This is a genomic window from Candidatus Allofournierella excrementigallinarum, from assembly GCF_944388085.1.
Lineage (GTDB): Bacteria > Bacillota > Clostridia > Oscillospirales > Ruminococcaceae > Allofournierella_A > Allofournierella_A excrementigallinarum.
Genome location: NZ_CALXHK010000001.1, coordinates 1 through 16,342, shown reverse-complemented (window position 1 = coordinate 16,342; position 16,342 = coordinate 1). Strand labels below are relative to the sequence as shown.

13 protein-coding genes are annotated in these 16,342 nt (G+C 61.8%); 5 read left to right on the top strand and 8 right to left on the bottom strand.

The window, feature by feature from the left end; translation table 11 throughout:
* Nucleotides 1-74: 74 nt before the first annotated feature.
* Nucleotides 75-329, top strand: coding sequence for a hypothetical protein (locus ACH2AT_RS00065; protein WP_394962419.1), 255 nt, complete (start codon nucleotides 75-77; stop codon nucleotides 327-329).
* Between the two features lie 310 nt (nucleotides 330-639).
* Here ACH2AT_RS00065 and ACH2AT_RS00060 read toward each other — a convergent pair whose 3' ends face one another.
* The 7 genes from ACH2AT_RS00060 to ACH2AT_RS00030 form a co-directional block, all read right to left on the bottom strand.
* Nucleotides 640-2,505 (bottom strand): beta-N-acetylhexosaminidase, encoded by a 1,866-nt coding sequence (locus tag ACH2AT_RS00060; RefSeq protein ID WP_394962417.1) that lies wholly within the window; start codon nucleotides 2,503-2,505, stop codon nucleotides 640-642.
* Between the two features lie 252 nt (nucleotides 2,506-2,757).
* On the bottom strand, nucleotides 2,758-3,402 hold the full coding sequence (gene pgmB / locus ACH2AT_RS00055; protein ID WP_394962415.1) for a beta-phosphoglucomutase: 645 nt from the start codon (nucleotides 3,400-3,402) through the stop codon (nucleotides 2,758-2,760).
* Nucleotides 3,393-5,369, bottom strand: coding sequence for a TIM-barrel domain-containing protein (locus ACH2AT_RS00050; RefSeq protein WP_394962413.1), 1,977 nt, complete (start codon nucleotides 5,367-5,369; stop codon nucleotides 3,393-3,395). The genes pgmB and ACH2AT_RS00050 overlap by 10 nt, the downstream gene beginning before the upstream one ends.
* Before the next feature lie 4 nt (nucleotides 5,370-5,373).
* Nucleotides 5,374-6,201, bottom strand: a complete 828-nt coding sequence (locus tag ACH2AT_RS00045; protein WP_394962411.1) for a carbohydrate ABC transporter permease — start codon at nucleotides 6,199-6,201, stop codon at nucleotides 5,374-5,376.
* Nucleotides 6,191-7,120, bottom strand: coding sequence for a carbohydrate ABC transporter permease (locus ACH2AT_RS00040; RefSeq protein ID WP_394962409.1), 930 nt, complete (start codon nucleotides 7,118-7,120; stop codon nucleotides 6,191-6,193). Before ACH2AT_RS00040 ends, ACH2AT_RS00045 begins: the two co-directional genes overlap by 11 nt.
* Before the next feature lie 73 nt (nucleotides 7,121-7,193).
* Nucleotides 7,194-8,489 (bottom strand): ABC transporter substrate-binding protein, encoded by a 1,296-nt coding sequence (locus ACH2AT_RS00035; RefSeq protein WP_394962407.1) that lies wholly within the window; start codon nucleotides 8,487-8,489, stop codon nucleotides 7,194-7,196.
* Between the two features lie 177 nt (nucleotides 8,490-8,666).
* Nucleotides 8,667-9,683, bottom strand: coding sequence for a LacI family DNA-binding transcriptional regulator (locus tag ACH2AT_RS00030; RefSeq protein ID WP_394962405.1), 1,017 nt, complete (start codon nucleotides 9,681-9,683; stop codon nucleotides 8,667-8,669).
* A gap of 204 nt (nucleotides 9,684-9,887) precedes the next feature.
* On the opposite strand from ACH2AT_RS00030, the gene ACH2AT_RS00025 reads away from it, so the two are divergent.
* Both ACH2AT_RS00025 and ACH2AT_RS00020 read left to right on the top strand, forming a co-directional pair.
* Complete coding sequence (locus ACH2AT_RS00025; RefSeq protein WP_394962403.1) at nucleotides 9,888-11,681, top strand: glycoside hydrolase family 125 protein; 1,794 nt, start codon at nucleotides 9,888-9,890, stop codon at nucleotides 11,679-11,681.
* Nucleotides 11,674-13,821 (top strand): glycosyl hydrolase family 65 protein, encoded by a 2,148-nt coding sequence (locus tag ACH2AT_RS00020; protein WP_394962400.1) that lies wholly within the window; start codon nucleotides 11,674-11,676, stop codon nucleotides 13,819-13,821. Before ACH2AT_RS00025 ends, ACH2AT_RS00020 begins: the two co-directional genes overlap by 8 nt.
* A gap of 68 nt (nucleotides 13,822-13,889) precedes the next feature.
* On the opposite strand, the gene ACH2AT_RS00015 is transcribed toward ACH2AT_RS00020, so the two are convergent.
* Nucleotides 13,890-14,789, bottom strand: a complete 900-nt coding sequence (locus ACH2AT_RS00015; RefSeq protein ID WP_394962398.1) for an SDR family oxidoreductase — start codon at nucleotides 14,787-14,789, stop codon at nucleotides 13,890-13,892.
* A 132-nt stretch (nucleotides 14,790-14,921) separates the two neighbouring features.
* Between ACH2AT_RS00015 and ACH2AT_RS00010 the strand changes: the two genes are divergently transcribed.
* Together ACH2AT_RS00010 and ACH2AT_RS00005 are read left to right on the top strand one after the other, a co-directional pair.
* Nucleotides 14,922-15,434, top strand: a complete 513-nt coding sequence (locus ACH2AT_RS00010; protein ID WP_330057032.1) for a TetR/AcrR family transcriptional regulator — start codon at nucleotides 14,922-14,924, stop codon at nucleotides 15,432-15,434.
* Between the two features lie 180 nt (nucleotides 15,435-15,614).
* Nucleotides 15,615-16,342 (top strand): alcohol dehydrogenase catalytic domain-containing protein (locus tag ACH2AT_RS00005; protein ID WP_394962396.1); only part of this gene is annotated, 728 nt, incomplete at its 3' end.

Genomic DNA, 16,342 nt, shown 5'->3' with positions numbered 1-16,342 from the left:
TGGCTGCGATTTCGTTACCAAAAGCTTCTATTCCAGGTGAAGAAGAAGCGACCGGAATACAAGGAACAAGGACCATGCTTCTGATCATGTGGCAATGGTGTTGGAATTCTTTGAAAGGGCGAAACAATATGGATTACACTTATACACCAGCTCAGATTGAGAAGCTGAAAGCGTATGTGCGAGAACATCCTCCTCAACCGGAATGGGATGAGGAAGTTGAGTGCTTTGACGCTCAGCTTCCGTATGAGGAGGACTGTTCTCGCCTGAAAAGAAGCATCCTTCAAGATTTGGGAGAATGGGACTACGAAAACGACTGCCCCAAACCGTGATAAATCACCATAAAGGCTCACCGCCCGCCCGGGCGGTGCACTTGTCAAACAAAAGCAGACACTAAAAAGGGATATTTGTCAGAAGCCCCGTCCGGCCTTGAACTGAACGGGGCTTTTGCAGCCCACGGCTGCGGCAGGACGGCGGTTATTGAAAAGGCGCACAGATGCATGGCCGGAGACATTCCCGCGGTAAAAATGACAGCTCCATCGCCGATGGAGCTGTCAAAGTTTCTTTGAATCGGAACGGGTCACGGTGGCCGGCGTTCCTCTCCGCGCAGGCATGTTTCTAACACTGAAAATGCAGAGCCGCTCAGTTGGCGCACAGGTTGGATACCGAAACCATTTTGTGCCAGTAGTGCACATATATATCACGACCCTGCGTGCCTGGCTCGAATGGCAGAAGAGGGACTTCCACTTCCTCCAACCGGGGGATCTCACCGTGCACATAGGCGCGGATGCGCTGAATGGCGGTGTCTGTGCGCTGGATCAGGCCGCCAATGCGCAGATCGATTACGTCAAGGCCGAAGGCACTGTTTTCCAAAAGCCACTGCTTATGAAATAACTGCAAGAAGCGCGCCAGTTCATCCTTCAGGGCGGGAAGCCGGCGGCTGCAAATGAGATCCAGCCGGCGGATATCCCCGGCTTCATAGGCCGTGCGTATCTCCAGGCCGACGGAACACTTTTGTTCCAGCACGCCGCACAGGGCGATCATTGTGTCAAACAGATACTGCCAGTTCTCCGGCGTCTTCGCCCTTGCCAGGGCAAGGGCCTGCGCACAGGCGGAAAAGTGCGCCGGGTATGTGGCCGGATCCACATGTGCGTCAAACAATCCGCACAGGGGATCTTGATAGAACAGGTATTTTACAGGGTTGATGGAAACCCTGCCAGGCTTTGGGTTTCCGGGCGTATACTGAGGTTCATCCAGGCATAGAAAACGATCGAAATCGGCGCCCATGCAGCAGCGGGGGAAATGCGCCCTGACCTTTTCGCTCCCATTCGTATAGCACAGTTCAGCCCAGTATTGGAGCGCCGGCAGGATTGAAAACAGGGAGCACTCGGCGCCGTTGTCGGCCCAGGCAGCGACCATCACCCGCTGCACGTTATGCTGAACGCAGCTTGCATGGGCCAGATCTGCCACATGCATGCTGAATCCGTTCCCCGGGCAAAAGCCGGTCCATTTCCAGGCGCCGCCGGCGAAGACGATGTCGTCGGCCATTTCTTTGTGCTTGTGGAACATGGCATCGTAGACGGATCTGTCCTCGGAATAATAGTCCCAATAGATCAGCGACACATCGCCGGGCAGGGTCTGGCGGATGGACGGATCCACCGCGCAGTCTGTGGAATAGTATTCGCCGCCGGTGGCCAAACGAAAGAACATGTCGCTCCAGAGCATCACATGAAATCCATATTTTTGGGCTATCTGGTAAACGCGCTCAAAATGCCGCAGCATCAATTGCATCCGGTCCTGATGACCATGCTGCTTCAAATAAGCGCCCAGCCCGACCAGATGCGCCTCATCCATGCCGATGTTGACCTGGCGGCTGCTAAAGGACTCGGCCAAAGTGCGGAACATCGCGTCGATCAGCTGGTAAGTTTTTTCATTGTCCACCAGCAGGATATCGTCTATGTCAAGCACATCTTCAAAAGCTTTCCAGCGCAGAGACTGGCCCAGATGGGCCAGCGTTTGCACTGCCGGAATGAGCTCCACGCCCATTTGCGCCGCAAAGGCGTCCATCTTTCGCAGCTGGTCCGGGGTGTATCCGCCGCGGCGGTATCCGAAATAAGGATACTCTTCGATTTTATATGTATCCTCCATATACAGCTGCAAGGCGGTGTATCCCATTTTGGAAATGCAGACGATCAACTTGCAAAAGGTCTCGAATGTGGGAACAGCATTGCGCGAACAATCAAGCAGAAGGCCCAGCTGCTGGTAACAGGGATATTCCGAGAGCGTTACTTCACCCCCAAGCGAAAGGGCGTCTTCCAGCAAAAGCAATGCCCGGCCAAAGAATTTTGCGTTCTCCAGCCGGATCACAGCGCGCTGCTTTTCGATTTGCACAGAAATGCCTTTTTCCGCTTTCTCGACAGACACGTCGAGCCCATGCAGAAACCCGGCGCCTTGTGGATAGTATTGTTCCACAGCTTTCTGCTGCGCAGTGGTAAGACCCAAAAACATAAGTGAACCTCTCTTTGAACCATCGGATGCGGAACCCGGCCGCCGCGCCCGCGGCGCTGTTCTTCCTCAATAGAACTATACCATATTGCCCGGCGGTTGCGAAAGGGTTTGAACGGAAAAAGAAAGCTTGGCAAGAAATGCTTTCGGCCTCGCCCTTGCAACAGGAGAGGGTGTGCGAAAAAAGCGGAAAGAGACAGACGGGCCCCGGCTGCAGAAAACTGCCGGGGCCCGCTGCCTGGTTCATGATCCGGTTCAGCCGCGGGTGAGAAGGGCGGCCAGGTCGCCCAGACTTGCCAAATGGAATACCGCGCGTCCGTCGTCTTTGGCGGTGCTGATGCCCGCGGCGGCAAAGCCGCCCGCCACGGCGGCGGAGATGCCGGCGAAGGCATCCTCTACCACCAGACAGCGCGCAGGGGGTAGCTCCAGCTTTCGGGCGGCCAGAAGGAATACCTCCGGGTCTGGCTTGGAACGTGCGATCTCGGTGCCGTCGGCCACCGCGTCAAAGAAACTGCCGAGGCCCAGCCGGGCCAGGATGAAGCGGGCGTTGCGGCTGGAAGAGCCCACCGCCAGTTTCAGACCCATAGCCCGCAGGGCAGCCAGCGCCTGCTTTGTGTCCTCCGAAAGGTCGGCGGGGGAAAGCCCCGCCAGCAGCGCCCGGTAGCGGTCGTTCTTGGCGCTGGCCAATGACGCCCTCTCGGCGGGAGAGAAAGCGCGGTCCGCTTTTTCCAGCAGGATGCCCAGGCTTTCCATCCGGCTCACGCCCCGCATCCGGCGGTTGTCTGCCTCGGTAAAGGGGATGTTCAGCCGCTGCGCAAGCGACTGCCACGCCGCGAAATGAAAACGGTCGGTGGAACAGAGCGCTCCGTCCAGGTCGAAGATGACGCCTTTTATCTCCATCGGACCACCTCGGCGTGCGCAAGCTCTGCTGGCAGCTGCACCTGCTCGCCGTTCCACCGGATGACGAGCGGCGGTGCGTCAGGGACGGCGCGCAAGGCGTATTCCCCCGCTTCGCCCGCCAGCACCAGCCGCGGCAGGGCGGCTGTGTCCGGGCCTGCATCCGCGCCCAGCGGCGCACCTTTGGGAAGATCCAGCGCCAGGGCGCAGCCCTCCCGCAAGAACACCGGGAAGGTCAGTTCAGGGCTGGCCGTGACGGTCTGCCCGCCCTCAAAGCGCTGCCCGGTGAAAAGGGAGTACCATCCGCCCTGCGGCAGCCACAGGGTGCGCCCAGTCTGGTTTTCCTCCAGCAGGGGGGCCACCAGCAGGCTTTCGCCCAGCAGGAATTCGTCCCAGGCGGCGCGGGCTTCGCCGCTGCGGGGCCAGTGATAGACCAGCGGCCGCATCAGCGGGCGGTTTTCGGCCGCCGCGCGCACGGCTTCGCTGTAAAGATAAGGCAGAAGGTTCATCCGCAGCCGGTGCCAGAAAGCCATCTCCTCGGCAAAGCCGGGAACGGCCCAGGCGCTTTCCATGTTCCAGGGGCTGCGCTCGTTGTTGCCCTCGCCGCCGGGCATCAAATCCCGGAACTGGCCGCCGTCCGGCTCGGAATGCCACTGCATGACGGGGCAGAAGCAGGCCAGCATGGTGGCGCGTCGGTAGAGGTCGGGGGTGGGCAGCGGACCGGCGAAGCCGGCAATGTCGAACCCCCAGAAGGGGATGCCGGTGAGCGCCGCCGAGAGCCCGGCACGCAATGCGCCGGCCAGTTCGCTGTTCTGCGACTGCTGGTCCCCCGCCCAGTGGCAGGGGGTGGTGTGCTGGCCGGCCCAGCCGGCCCGGCTGAAGAGCACCCGGTCCGGCCCGATGAAATCGGAATAGGCGGCTGCGTACTGCTGGGGATAGCGGTTGCGGCCCTCAAGGCCGGTGGAACCGTCGGCAAAGCGCACGTCATCGGAACAAATGAACTCGCCGCCATCGGTTTTGAAGCCGTCCACACCCCAGTCCAGCAGATACTGCCGGCGGGAAAACCACCGTTTCACCGTTTCCGGGTTGGTGAAGTCCGGCACCATAGACCCGGCGAACCAGTGCCCCTCCGGGATGGTGTAGGGGGTGCCGTCGGCGTTGTGAACGCAGAGGCCCAGCCGTTCCGCTTCTTCCCGGTCCCGGTCGTTCTGAGGACATGGCGGTTCTTCCGGCCCCTGTTTTTTGTAGACCGGCACCTGCCAGAGCACAAAATGCGCCCCGGCATCGTGCAGCTTGCGGATCATGCCCTTCGGGTCGGGCCAGGGGCTGCCGGAAAGGTCGAATTCCTCCCCGGAGGGACCCTCCGCAGGCAGCGGCGCATAGTGTGCGCCGTTGAAAATGGAGAAGGTGGCCTCGTCGCTCCAGGCCTCGGCCACCAGCACCGTAGCGGGGCAGTGGTGGCGGCGCAGTTTTTCCAGCTGGGCCTCCACCGCCGCCTGGCTGTTCCAGTGGTTGGCGGAGATCCAGGGGCCGAAGGCCCACTTCGGGGGCAGCTTTGCCGGGCCGAACAGGCTCATGTATTCCCGTATCATCTCCTCCGGCTGGCCGGAAAAAAGCACTGCGCCGCACCCGGCGGGCAGAGAAATGCGGATGACATCCTCCTCAAAGGAGAATTCGGTGACCCGGTCGGTGGCGGCGTAAAAGCCGAAGCCGGAGTCGGTCCAGAAGAAGGGGGCGGGGCAGTAGGTGTGTTTGCCCTGGAAACAGAACTTTTCCTCCACCAGGTTTTTCACCCGATGGCCTTTCTGGTTCAGGCTGTCGTATTTTTCGCCCATGCCGTAGGCCCCGCTGTAAGAGACGGATACGGTCAGGTGTATCTCGCCGGCCTGCGTCTCCCAGGCCAGCCGGGCCGCGCCGGCGGGCAGCGGCCAGTCCCGATTGCCGCTTTCAGAAAAAGATATTTGGTTCATCGTGTTATCCCTTGACTCCTCCCGCCATAAGGCCGTGTTTGAAGTATTTCTGGGCAAAGATGTAGATGAGGATGATGGGGATCATGGAGATGAGGCTGCCCGCCATCATCACGTTGTACTCGGTGTCGTACTGGCCGTTCAGGGTGGACAGGGCGATGGGCAGCGTCATCTTCGCCTTGTCGGTGAGCATCAGCAGCGGCCAGAGGTAATCGTTCCAGGAATCCATGAAGTTGGTCACGGCCAGGGTGGCCAGCGCCGGCGCGCACAGAGGCAGCGTCACCTGACGCCAGATGCGCCAGACCCCTGCGCCGTCGATGCGGGCGGCGTCCATGTAATCCGGCGGGATGGTGCGCATCTGCTGCACCAGCAGAAACACCGCGAAGGGACGGAAGATGGCCGGCAGGATGACGCTGCTGTAGTGGTTGATGAGGCCGATCTGGTTCATCACCACGAACAGGGGGATCATGGTGACCTGGGTGGGGATCATCATGGTGGCGAGATAGAGCCCCAGCAAAAAGCCTGAGCCCTTGAACTGTATCTTGGTGAAGGCAAAAGCCGCCATCGAGGCGCTGACCAGGGTGAGCAGGGTGTAGCACACCGCGATGAGCAGGCTGTTGCCGATGGCGCGCAGGAAGGGGAACCGCTCGAACACCGTGAAATAGGCGTCCAGAGTGGGCTCTTCCGGGATCCACTCGATGGGGATGGACATCAGCGCGCCCCGGCTCTTGAAGGAGGTGGAGATCATCCATGCAAAGGGAACCAGGGCGATCAGCGCCAGCAGTATGGCCGCAGCGTAATAAAACGCTGAGCCGGAAAAGCGTTTACGTGTCATAATTCACCCACCTTTTCTGCCCTTTCATCTGGATGAAGGTGCACACCATGATAATAGCGAACAGGATCCAGGAGAAGGCCGCCGCGTAGCCCATGCGGTAGTAACGGAAGCCGTATTTGTAGATGCGCTCCACCATCACCTGGGTGGCGCCGTTGGGGCCGCCGTCGGTCATGATCATGATCTGGGGGAACAGCTGGAAGGCGTTGATGAGGCTGACGATGAGGACATAAAAGATGGCCGGCGTCATCAGCGGCAGGGTGATGCGCCAGAACCTGGCCCAGGGGCCGGCCCCGTCCAGAGAGGCGGCCTCGTAATAGCCCCGGTCGATGCCGATCATGCCCGAAAGCAGGATAAGCCCGAAAAAGCCCATGTCCTTCCACACGGACACAAGCACGATGGCAGGCATGGCCCAGGCTTCATCCAGCAGCCAGCCGGGGCCCTGAATGCCGAAAAGCGCCAGGAAATTGTTCAGCGCGCCGTATTGGGGCGAGAGCACCGATTTCCAGATCAGCGAGGCGGCCACCCAGGAGGTGAGCACGGGAATGTAGTAGACGACCCGGAAGGCGGTCACGCCCCGGCGGCTCTGGCTGAGCAGGCAGGCCACCGCCAGGGAGGCGGCCAGCATGCAGGGGATATACAGCACGATGTAGCGGCAGGTGTTGCCCAGCACCTGCAAGAATTCGCTGCTGGTCAGAATGGCCCGGAAGTTATCCAGCCCGACGAAATGCTCCGCGAACATGCCGGGGGCCAGCAGCTCATCCAGACCGTTCCAGTCGGTGAGGCTGATGACGCCGGAGATGATCAGCGGCACAAGGGAGAACACCAGCATGCCGGCGAAACTGGGCGCGAGAAAGGGCAGCGCGGCCCGCAGCCCGGCCGCGTGCAGGCGCTTTGTGCGGGCTTTGGGAGAAGCAGTCATCCCAAGGACCTCCTTTGTGATGATACAGTTAGGGCGGGAGGGCGCATGCGTCCCTCCCGCCCGCACGGAAAATTTATGCCAGGGTGATCTGGGCTTCGCATTCGGCCTGGGCCTCGTCCAGCGCCTGCTGCACGGTCATGGAACCGGCGGCGGCCGCGGCCAGCTTCTGGCCGATGATGTCGCTCATGAGGGCGTAGTCCTCAATGGTGGGAGGCAGCACCAGATGATCCAGGGAATCGAACACGGCCTGCCGGTTGTCCGGCGGGGTCTGCTCCAGATAGGGAGCCAGAGCTTCCTCGTCGTTGATGGCGGGCAGGTCCCAGCCGGCGGCGATGCGCAGCTCGGCGGCTTTGTCGCTGGAGCACAGCCAGGTGATCCAGGTGGCGGCGGCTTCCTTGTTGGGGCTGTCGGCGTTGATGACACAGGCGTTGGAGAAGAAGGCGGTGGCCTTCTGATCCGCGCCGGGTTCAACGGCAATGTCCCAGGCAAAGTCGCAGCCTTCTGCGAAGCTGCTGAACGCCCAGATGCCGGTGGGGATCATGCCCAGCCGCCCGCTCATGAACAGATCCCAGTCGCCCATGCCGCCCATCTGCACTTCGGTGGGCTGCACGTTGCTCTCCAGCACGCGGTCCACCATCATCTGGGCGGCCTTCACGTTCGCCTCGGAGTTGATGGTGAAGGCGGTGCCGTCCTCGCTCAGCAGGCTGCCGCCGTACTGGGCGGCCACTTTGTAGAACTCGTTGTAAGTAACCGGCTGGTAGTAGCCGAAGATGTCGTCACCCAGGGCGCGGATGGCCTCGGCGGCCGCCTGCACGTCCTCCTGGGTCCAGTCGGCGGTGGGGTATTCCACCTTTGCCTGGTCGAACAGGTCCTTGTTGTAGATGAGCACCACATTGGAGAAGTTGCCGGGCAGGCCGTACTGCTTGCCGTCCACATTGAAGGCGCTCAGGGCGGTCTCGTCGATGCGGCTCAGATCCACATCGGTGATCTCGGCCAGCACGCCCTTGTTGGCGTAGGCCGCGAAGTTCTCGATGTTCAGCTCGTAGCAGTCGGGGGCGGTGCCGCCGGCCACGCGGGTCTGCATCTGGGTGAAGTAATCGTCAAAGCCGATGGTCTCGATCTCTACGGTGATGTTGGGGTATTCCTCGTGGAACGCCTCGTACATCTCCTGCAACACCTCTTCCTTGCCGCCGGAGGCGTTGAAGTTGCAGTAGGTGATGGTCACGGGTTCGGCGGCGTCGCCGCCGGACGGGGCCGCTGCGGACTGAGAGCCGGGCGTTGAGGCGGGCGCGCCGCCGCAGGCCGAGAAAGCCAGCGCGATCGTCAAAAGACCGGCTGTGAGCGCGAAAAGTCGTTTTTGCTTTTTCATCGTTTCTCCTCCTTGTGTGTTGCTTTTTCGGCCCTTTTCGCGTAAAATGAGAAATGCGGAAAGAGCCTTGCATGGGTTCTTGTCTGCGTATGGTTTGCGCGTGTTTTTGACCGGACCCGCGCAGACCATTTTTATTTTTCGCCGGGGTTCACCCGGCGGCAAACCGTAATCAGGGCCTCAGCCCAGGCGGCGCACCGAGCCCCGCTCCACCAGCTGCAGGGGAAGGATCTCTTCCTGCTTGGTCAGGTCGGGCTGGGCGATGTGCTTAAGCAGCAGTTCCACCGCCCGCTGGCCCTTGAGAGAGATCTGCTGGCGCACGGTGGTGAGGCCCGGGGTGAGGTACTGGGAGACTTCCAGATCGTCGAAGCCGATGACCGAGATGTTGTCCGGCACCCGAAGCCCCGCCTCGTAAAAGCCTTTCATGGCCCCGATGGCCAGAATGTCCGCCGCGGCTACCACCGCGGTCACCGGCAGGCGGCTTGCAACCAGTTTGCCCGCAAGCTCCACGCCGCTGGCGTAGTCGATCTGGCCCTCAAACACGTATTCTTCCCGAAAGGGCACGCCAAACTCCGCCAGCGCCTTCTGATAACCGGTCAGGCGCTTCTTCATCACGCCGTTCTCCTGGATGCACCCGGAGAAGAAGGCTGCCTCCCGGTGGCCGCACTGCAGCACATACTGGGTGGCAAGATAGCTGCCATAAGCATCGTCAATGCGGATGTTGTGATAGTAATAATCGTTGCAGTAGCTGTCGATCAGCACGATGGGGATCTGGGATTTTTTCATCTGCTGGTAAAACTCGCTGGGATACATGCCGATGACAATGATGCCGTCCAGGTTCCGCTGCTTGGCCAGGGTGAGATAACTCTCGTTGGCGTCGGTGGCGGAGATGAGGATGTGATATCCCTGCTGGCGGGCGTGGTATTCGATGCTGCCCAGCACCTCGCTGTAAAAGCTGTTTTGAAACATCAGCCGGTCTCCCGGTTCGGTCTGGGGCACCACCACGCCGATGAGCTTGGAGTCCCGCATGCTCAGGCCCCGGGCGTTCAGGTCGGGGACATAGTCCAGTTGGCGAACGGCCTCCATCACCCGGCGGCGGGTGTCCTCCGAGATGGTGCGCTTGCCGTTGAGCACGTAGGAAACGGTGGCGGAGGAAACGCCCGCCAGCTGTGCAACGTCTTTCAATGTGGCGCGCATTTTGGCCTCCCCCTTTCCACAAAATGTTTGCTGGTGATTTAAGCGGTTAAATTCATTTTGCAATATCATCATAGCGAATCAACGAAGAAAAGTCAACATCTTTTCTTAAAATTTGTGAAATTGCTTGACTTTGCTCTGGGTTATGGTACACTTTTCTCAACGAAGCGTGTTTAAACGCTTAATCTTATCGCGGAGGTGTTCAAGGTGGACAAATACCTTCCCACCGGCAACGAGATGCTCTCCATCCCCAGACTGGCCGAGGCTGGCGGCGCGGTGGAGGACGTCACCTTTTTATATATGGGATGCAAGGGCCTTATCGATCTGCGGGGCGCGCAGGATGAAGCCCTGATGGCGCCTTTTGTGGAGGTGAACGGTCAGGCTTTGCCGTTAAAGGGCCTATGCTGGGAGCGGCTCGGCTTCTGGGTGCCCCGGTTTCACTGCAAGGCGGGCCCGCTGGAAGTGGAGGGCACCCTGCTTGCCCCCACGGGGGAGCGGGGATTCGGCTACCGTCTGGTCCTGCGCAACACCGGCGAAGGCTGCGGTGTCCGCTTCGGCCTTTCGGGATGCTGGGCGGGGGCCTGGCACTGTGTCAACGAAGAAAAGCCCATCGAGGGCCGCCTCGGCTGCTTTCACAGCCCTTGGAACAACGGCCCGGTGTTCGACATGACCTGCGGCACGCCGCTGTTCGCCTTTGCGCCCATGTCCGACGCGCCCTGCCGCTGTGATTTTGAGCAGAAGGAAAAGGGTGTGCGCTACCGGCTGACCCATGAGGCGGACCTTGGCCCCGGCGAAAGCTGTGCGGCCACGGTGTGGTGGGGCTTTGGCTATGAGGAGGTCTCCGCCGCCACCAGCGCCAAGGAGATGCTTCGCCAGGGCTGGCAAACCGAGCTGGCCCGCACCCTCGGCTGGCTGGCGCGGCGCAGCGCCGACCTGGGGGACGAGGCTCTGACCCGCTGGTACAACACCAATCTGTTTTTCTGCATCCACTTCTCCACCGGCGTCACGCTGGACACCGAGGAGCTGGTACTGGTCACCAGCCGCAGCCCCCGCTACTATGTGAGCGCCGCCTATTGGGACCGGGACAGCCTGCTCTGGAGCTTCCCGGCCGTCCTCGGGGCGGACCCGGCGCTGGCAAGGCGGATGCTGGACCATGTGTTCGGCCGCCAGCGGCGCAACCTTGGGGTGCACTCCCGCTTCATCGACGGCACTGTGCTGGAGCCGGGCTTTGAGCTGGACGAGCTGATGGCCCCGGTGCTGGCGCTGGAGCGGTATGTGGCCGCCACCGGTGACCAGGCGGTGCTGCAAAAAGAGGACGTGCGCCAGGGCGTGGAGGAGATATTGGAGAAACTGGCCGCCCGCCGCCATCCGGACACGCCCCTTTATGAGACCTTCCTTCAGCCCACCGACGACGAGCGGGTCCATCCCTATCTCACTTACGACAATGCGCTGGTCTGGCGTGCACTGCGCGCGCTGGCACGGCTTTACCCGGAGAAGGCGGCGCTGGCCGAAGAGGCCGAGGCGGTGCGCCGGGCGGTGAGGGAGCACTGCGTGAAAATGAACGCGGACGGCGCGCCCTATTTCGCCTGGAGCGTGGACCTTGCGGGGAACAGCGATGTGTACGACGAACCGCCGGGGAGCCTGCAGCTGCTGGCCGAGCTGGGCTTTTGCGAAAAAGACGACCCGGTGTGGCAGAACACCGTGGCGATGATCCGCGCACCGGAATACCGCTACAGCTTTGCCGGCTGCCCCATCGCGGAGATCGGCTGCCCCCACGCGCCCCATCCCTGGCTGCTCAGCGTGGCCAACAGCCTGCTCTGCGGCAGGGTGGAGCAGAGCCTGGCCATCCTGCGCGCCGCGCCCATGGACAACGGCATCGCCTGCGAGAGCATCGATGAAGTGACCGGCGAGTGCACCACCGGCGAGGCTTTCGCCACCTGCGCAGGCTTTGTGTGTTACGCGCTGCGCCGGGCGCTGAAGGGAGGGAAAGAGGATGCGTGAGGACATCCGCCTGAGGGACTGGCGCATTTGGGCGGACGGCCCCTTCCAGGACGATTTTCTGGAGAGCGTTTTTTTCTGCGGCGGAGGCCGCATGGGCGTGCGGGGCTACGCCGCGGGGGACCCTCAGCCCAGTCCGGTGCGGCAAGGGCTGTTTCTGGCGGGCATGTTCGATGAGATCAAGCCCGGCATCACCGACGTCATCCATCTGCCCACCCCGGTGTGGCATCACCTCACCGTGAACGGGAAGGAGGCTGCCCTCTGTGGCAGTGTGCGCCGCACCCTGGAACTGGACAAAGGGCTGCTCCGGCTGGAATACCGGCTGCAAGGGGAGGCGGCGGCGCTGAAGGTGAGCGAGGAGCGTTTCTTTGACCCGGAACGGCCGGCGCTGCTGGCCCAGCGGCTGACGGTGGAACCCCTGGCCCCGGCGCAGCTGCGGCTGGAGAGCGGCATTTACTCCGCCAGCTGCAACTGCCCGGTGCCGGACGACCAGGTGAAGGAGAACACCGAGACGGTGCAGCTGATGGAGGAGCTGCAGCCGCAGTTTGAAGAAAATATGGTCGCGGGCCGCTGGCGCAGCCGCACCACCTGCCTGGAACTGCGTCAGCAGCTGACCTTCCGTGTCAGGGGCGGGGCGGTGGCCGGCAGTTTCTACCGCCCGGGCGAGGCGCTGGGCCTTGTCGTGGAAGGCGATGGCGGGCCGCTGGTGGTGGAAAAGACGACGGCCCTGTTCACCAGCCGGGACAAAGACCCCCGCATCGCGTCTGCTCCAGAAGGGGAGGGCTGGGAGGAACTGCTGGCGGCGGCGCAGCGTCATTGGGCCCGCCTCTGGCAGGTGATGGATGTGCAGGTGGAAGGGGACGCAAGCGCCCAGACCGCCTTGCGCTATCTGGCCTATCAGCTCACTGCCAGCTGCAGCGGAAAAGACGACACGGTGAACATCGGGGCGCGGGGGCTCACCCATGCCCGCTATAAGGGCTGCTATTTCTGGGATACCGATCTCTTCATGCTGCCCTTCTTTCTCTATACACAGCCGGCGTCTGCCCGCAGCCTTGCCCAGTACCGGGTGAACTGCCTGCCCCAGGCCAAAGCCCACGCGAGGAAGATGAACGGCGCAGGGGCCCGCTATCCCTGGATGGCCTCCTTTGACGGCAGCGAGCAGTGTGAAAGCTGGGACATCGGGGCCAGCGAGGTGCACATCACCGCCGACGTGGCCTATGCGCTGGACCAGTACCTGCAGGCCACCGGCGACGAGACCTTTGCCCCCGGCGCACGGGAGGTGTTTGTGGAGACGGCCCGCTTCTGGCGCAGCCGCTACACCACGGAGCCGGGCGCCGGGCAGGAGAACCTGCTGTTCTGCAAGGGACCGGATGAATACTGCGGCATCACCAGCAACAACTTGTTCACCGGCGAGATGGCGCGCCATAACCTGGACCTGGCCCTGGCGGCGGCAGAAACGCTGCGCAAGGAGCAGCCGGAGCGGTACGCCGCGCTGGGCCTCTCGGAAAAGGAGACCGAAGGCTGGCGGAAACTGCGGGAGGCCATCCCCGTGCCCCGCGACCCGGCCACCGGGCGGCTGCGGCCGGATGACACCTTCCATCTGCTGGAACCGGTGGACCCGGCGGCGCTCAAAGAGGGGGACGAGGCCAGCTACCACAAGGTCTGCTTTGACCGCCTGCAGCGCTATCAGGTCATCAAACAGGCGGACACCCTTCTGCTGATGACCCGCCTGCCGGATCGGTTCACCGGGGAAGAAAAGAAAAACGCCTGGGAGGATTTTGAACCCAAGTGCCTGCATGATTCCACCCTCAGCTTTGCCAGTCACGCCCTCTTTGCCGCCCAGAACGGGTATGACGATGCTGCCTGGCGCTATTTTGAAAAGGCGTTGTATCTTGACCTGCGGGAGGTCATGGGCAACACCGGCAAGGAGGGGCTGCACCTGGCGGGCCTGGGCGAGACCTGGCAGGCGGCGGTGTTCGGCTTTGCAGGCCTGCGCTTTGGGCCGCAGGGCCCCGTCCTTTCGCCCCGGCTGCCCACCGGCTGGAAGTCCCTGCGCTTCCGCTTTTATTGGCGCGGCAGACTCTATGAGGCGCGGGCGGACCAAAAAAGCGGGGACGTTGTTCCCTGCGAAACGGACATCTGAATAAAAAGCGCGGGGCCGAGCAACCATTCTGCTCGGCCCCGCGCTTTTAGTAATGCGGGCCTGTCGTTTCAGATCTGCTTTTGCAGCTGCTTTTGGAAGAATTTCGTGTTGTAGAGCTTCAGCGCCACCGGAACATTCAGCCGGCTCTTTTTGTAGCCCAGAACGATCTGGCAGTTGTTGGCCATGTCCACGATCAGCAGCTGGCCGGAGACGAACCGGGCCATGGGCGAGTTCAAAAACAGCAGGGGTTCGGCCATCTCGGCGGGGGAGGCAAGACGGCCGGCAGTGCCGTTCTCCCGCAGAAGGGCCTCTTTGCCGCCCGCCATCTTCTCGAATTCCTGCTTCATGCCGGTGTCGGTGGAGCCGGGCAGCACCGCGTTCACGCGAATGCCGCGGGACGCCAGTTCCACAGCCTTTTTGTTGGTGTAGTAATTCATTGCCCGCTTGGAGAGCGAGTAGGCCATGATGCCGACGCCGTTTTTGGGGGCGACCTTCTTCATGAAGGCGGTCATCTCTTCCCAGGTGGAGCAGTCCATCACCGCGCGGTACTCCTTCTGCCACTTTTCCCACATCAGGCCGCCGGTGGAGGTGACATAGGCGATGGCGTCGCCTGCCTCCATCCGCTTTTCCAGATAGGCTTCGGTGATGTATTTGTTGGCGCTGAAGTTCACGGTGAAGGTGGTCCACCAGTCGGTCTTCGCGCCGGACAGGCCCGCCACGCCGAAGAAGCAGTGAATGCGCGCGGGCAGCAGGGAAAAGGCGTGGTCAATGCTCGCCTTGTCGGCCAGGTCAGTGGGGATGAACTGTGCCATGCCCTCAGGCAGATATTCGTTGCGGTCCAGCCCGTAGACCACAGCGCCCTGGGCGATCAGCATCTCGCACACCGACCGTCCGATGCCGCTGGCAGAGCCGGTCACAACACACACCTTGCCTGCGTAATCCATCAAGTCCGTCCCATTTTCGCTCATGTTCGATTCTCCCTTTCAGTAGACATTTGTCTATGTAGACATTTGTCTATATTGTGAAAAAATTATATAATGAAAAAAGGGCCGCGTAAAGCGCCCGGAAGGCAAATGAAACAGAATGGGGGAAACTGACTCATGGCCAAAAGCAGGGTGCAGGAATACATCACCGGCGCAATGTTCGAGCTGCTGGAGAAAAAGGACTATACTCACATCACCGTGCAGGATCTGGTGGACCGGGCCGGGGTGTGCCGCGCCTCGTTCTACCGCAACTATTTCACCATGGACGAGGTGATCGACCGCTTCCTGGACGGAGTGTTCACCGAGGCCTATCCCCGGGAGGCCATGTCCCCGGCCAATGTGGAGGAGTGCATCCGGCATTTTTTCAAAACGGCCTTGAAGTACCGCCGGCAGCTGCGGGTGCTTCTGCGGCGGGGTCTGCTGGACCGGGTGAGCGTGGCGTTCTACCGCCAGACGCTGGAGCAGATCCGCCATCTGCAGGTGCTGAACAACAAATACCAGCCCTATTTCTTTTCGGGCGCGTCCGCCGCCATGCTCTGCGCCTGGGTGGAAAACGATTTTGCCGAATCTCCCGAAGAGATGGCCCGCATTTTTATGGGATCGCTGCGGGGCTATATGGAACTGGCATAAAACAAACAGCGCCCCTGGCAGCAAACGCTGCGCAGCGCGCGGTGAAAGGCAAAAGCGCAGCCGCCCGGCGGGCAGGAAACCTGACCCTCTTTTTTGCCGCCCTTGAACGGATGTGCTAAAATGGATGTAAAAGCGCAGGGGACGCGGCAAGGCGGCCCCGAAGAAAGGGAAGGGAACATCATGCTGGCATATACATATGTGGAAAAGGGCAGGTTCGAGCTGCTGGAAAAACCCAAGCCGGTCCTGCAGGACGAGCGGGACGCCATCGTGAAGGTGACGCTGGCCAGCATCTGCTCCAGCGACCTGCACATCAAGCACGGCAGCGTGCCCCGCGCGGTGCCCGGCGTCACCGTGGGCCATGAGATGGTGGGCGTGGTGGAGCAGGTGGGCGCCGCCGTGACCACCGTGAAGTCCGGCGACCGGGTGACGGTGAATGTGGAGACCTTCTGCGGCGAGTGCTATTTCTGCCGCCACGGCTGGGTGAACAACTGCACCGACCCGAACGGCGGCTGGGCCCTGGGCTGCCGCATCGATGGCGGCCAGGCCGAGTATGTGCGGGTGCCCTATGCGGACCAGGGCCTGAACAAGATCCCGGAGGGGGTCACGGACGAGCAGGCTCTGTTTGTGGGGGATATTCTGGCCACCGGGTTTTGGGCGGCCCGCATTTCGGAGATCCGGCCGGAGGACACGGTGCTGATCATCGGCGCGGGGCCCACGGGCATCTGCACCCTGCTGTGTGCCTTGCTGAAAAGCCCCAGGAGGGTTACTGTCTGCGAGCGGGAGGAAGCAAGACGGCAGTTTGTCCGGGAGCACTACCCCCAGGTGCTGGTCTGCCGTCCGGAGGAGTGCCAGCAGTTTGTGGGGGAGAACTCCGACCACGGGGGAGCTGACGTGGTGCTGGAGGTGGC

What these genes read in the sequence shown, in the direction of transcription:
- ACH2AT_RS00065 (WP_394962419.1), top strand. Translation starts at nt 75, where the DNA reads ATGCTTCTGATCATGTGGCAATGGTGTTGGAATTCTTTGAAAGGGCGA.
- ACH2AT_RS00060 (WP_394962417.1), bottom strand. Translation starts at nt 2,505, where the DNA reads ATGTTTTTGGGTCTTACCACTGCGCAGCAGAAAGCTGTGGAACAATAC.
- pgmB (WP_394962415.1), bottom strand. Translation starts at nt 3,402, where the DNA reads ATGGAGATAAAAGGCGTCATCTTCGACCTGGACGGAGCGCTCTGTTCC.
- ACH2AT_RS00050 (WP_394962413.1), bottom strand. Translation starts at nt 5,369, where the DNA reads ATGAACCAAATATCTTTTTCTGAAAGCGGCAATCGGGACTGGCCGCTG.
- ACH2AT_RS00045 (WP_394962411.1), bottom strand. Translation starts at nt 6,201, where the DNA reads ATGACACGTAAACGCTTTTCCGGCTCAGCGTTTTATTACGCTGCGGCC.
- ACH2AT_RS00040 (WP_394962409.1), bottom strand. Translation starts at nt 7,120, where the DNA reads ATGACTGCTTCTCCCAAAGCCCGCACAAAGCGCCTGCACGCGGCCGGG.
- ACH2AT_RS00035 (WP_394962407.1), bottom strand. Translation starts at nt 8,489, where the DNA reads ATGAAAAAGCAAAAACGACTTTTCGCGCTCACAGCCGGTCTTTTGACG.
- ACH2AT_RS00030 (WP_394962405.1), bottom strand. Translation starts at nt 9,683, where the DNA reads ATGCGCGCCACATTGAAAGACGTTGCACAGCTGGCGGGCGTTTCCTCC.
- ACH2AT_RS00020 (WP_394962400.1), top strand. Translation starts at nt 11,674, where the DNA reads ATGCGTGAGGACATCCGCCTGAGGGACTGGCGCATTTGGGCGGACGGC.
- ACH2AT_RS00015 (WP_394962398.1), bottom strand. Translation starts at nt 14,789, where the DNA reads ATGAGCGAAAATGGGACGGACTTGATGGATTACGCAGGCAAGGTGTGT.
- ACH2AT_RS00010 (WP_330057032.1), top strand. Translation starts at nt 14,922, where the DNA reads ATGGCCAAAAGCAGGGTGCAGGAATACATCACCGGCGCAATGTTCGAG.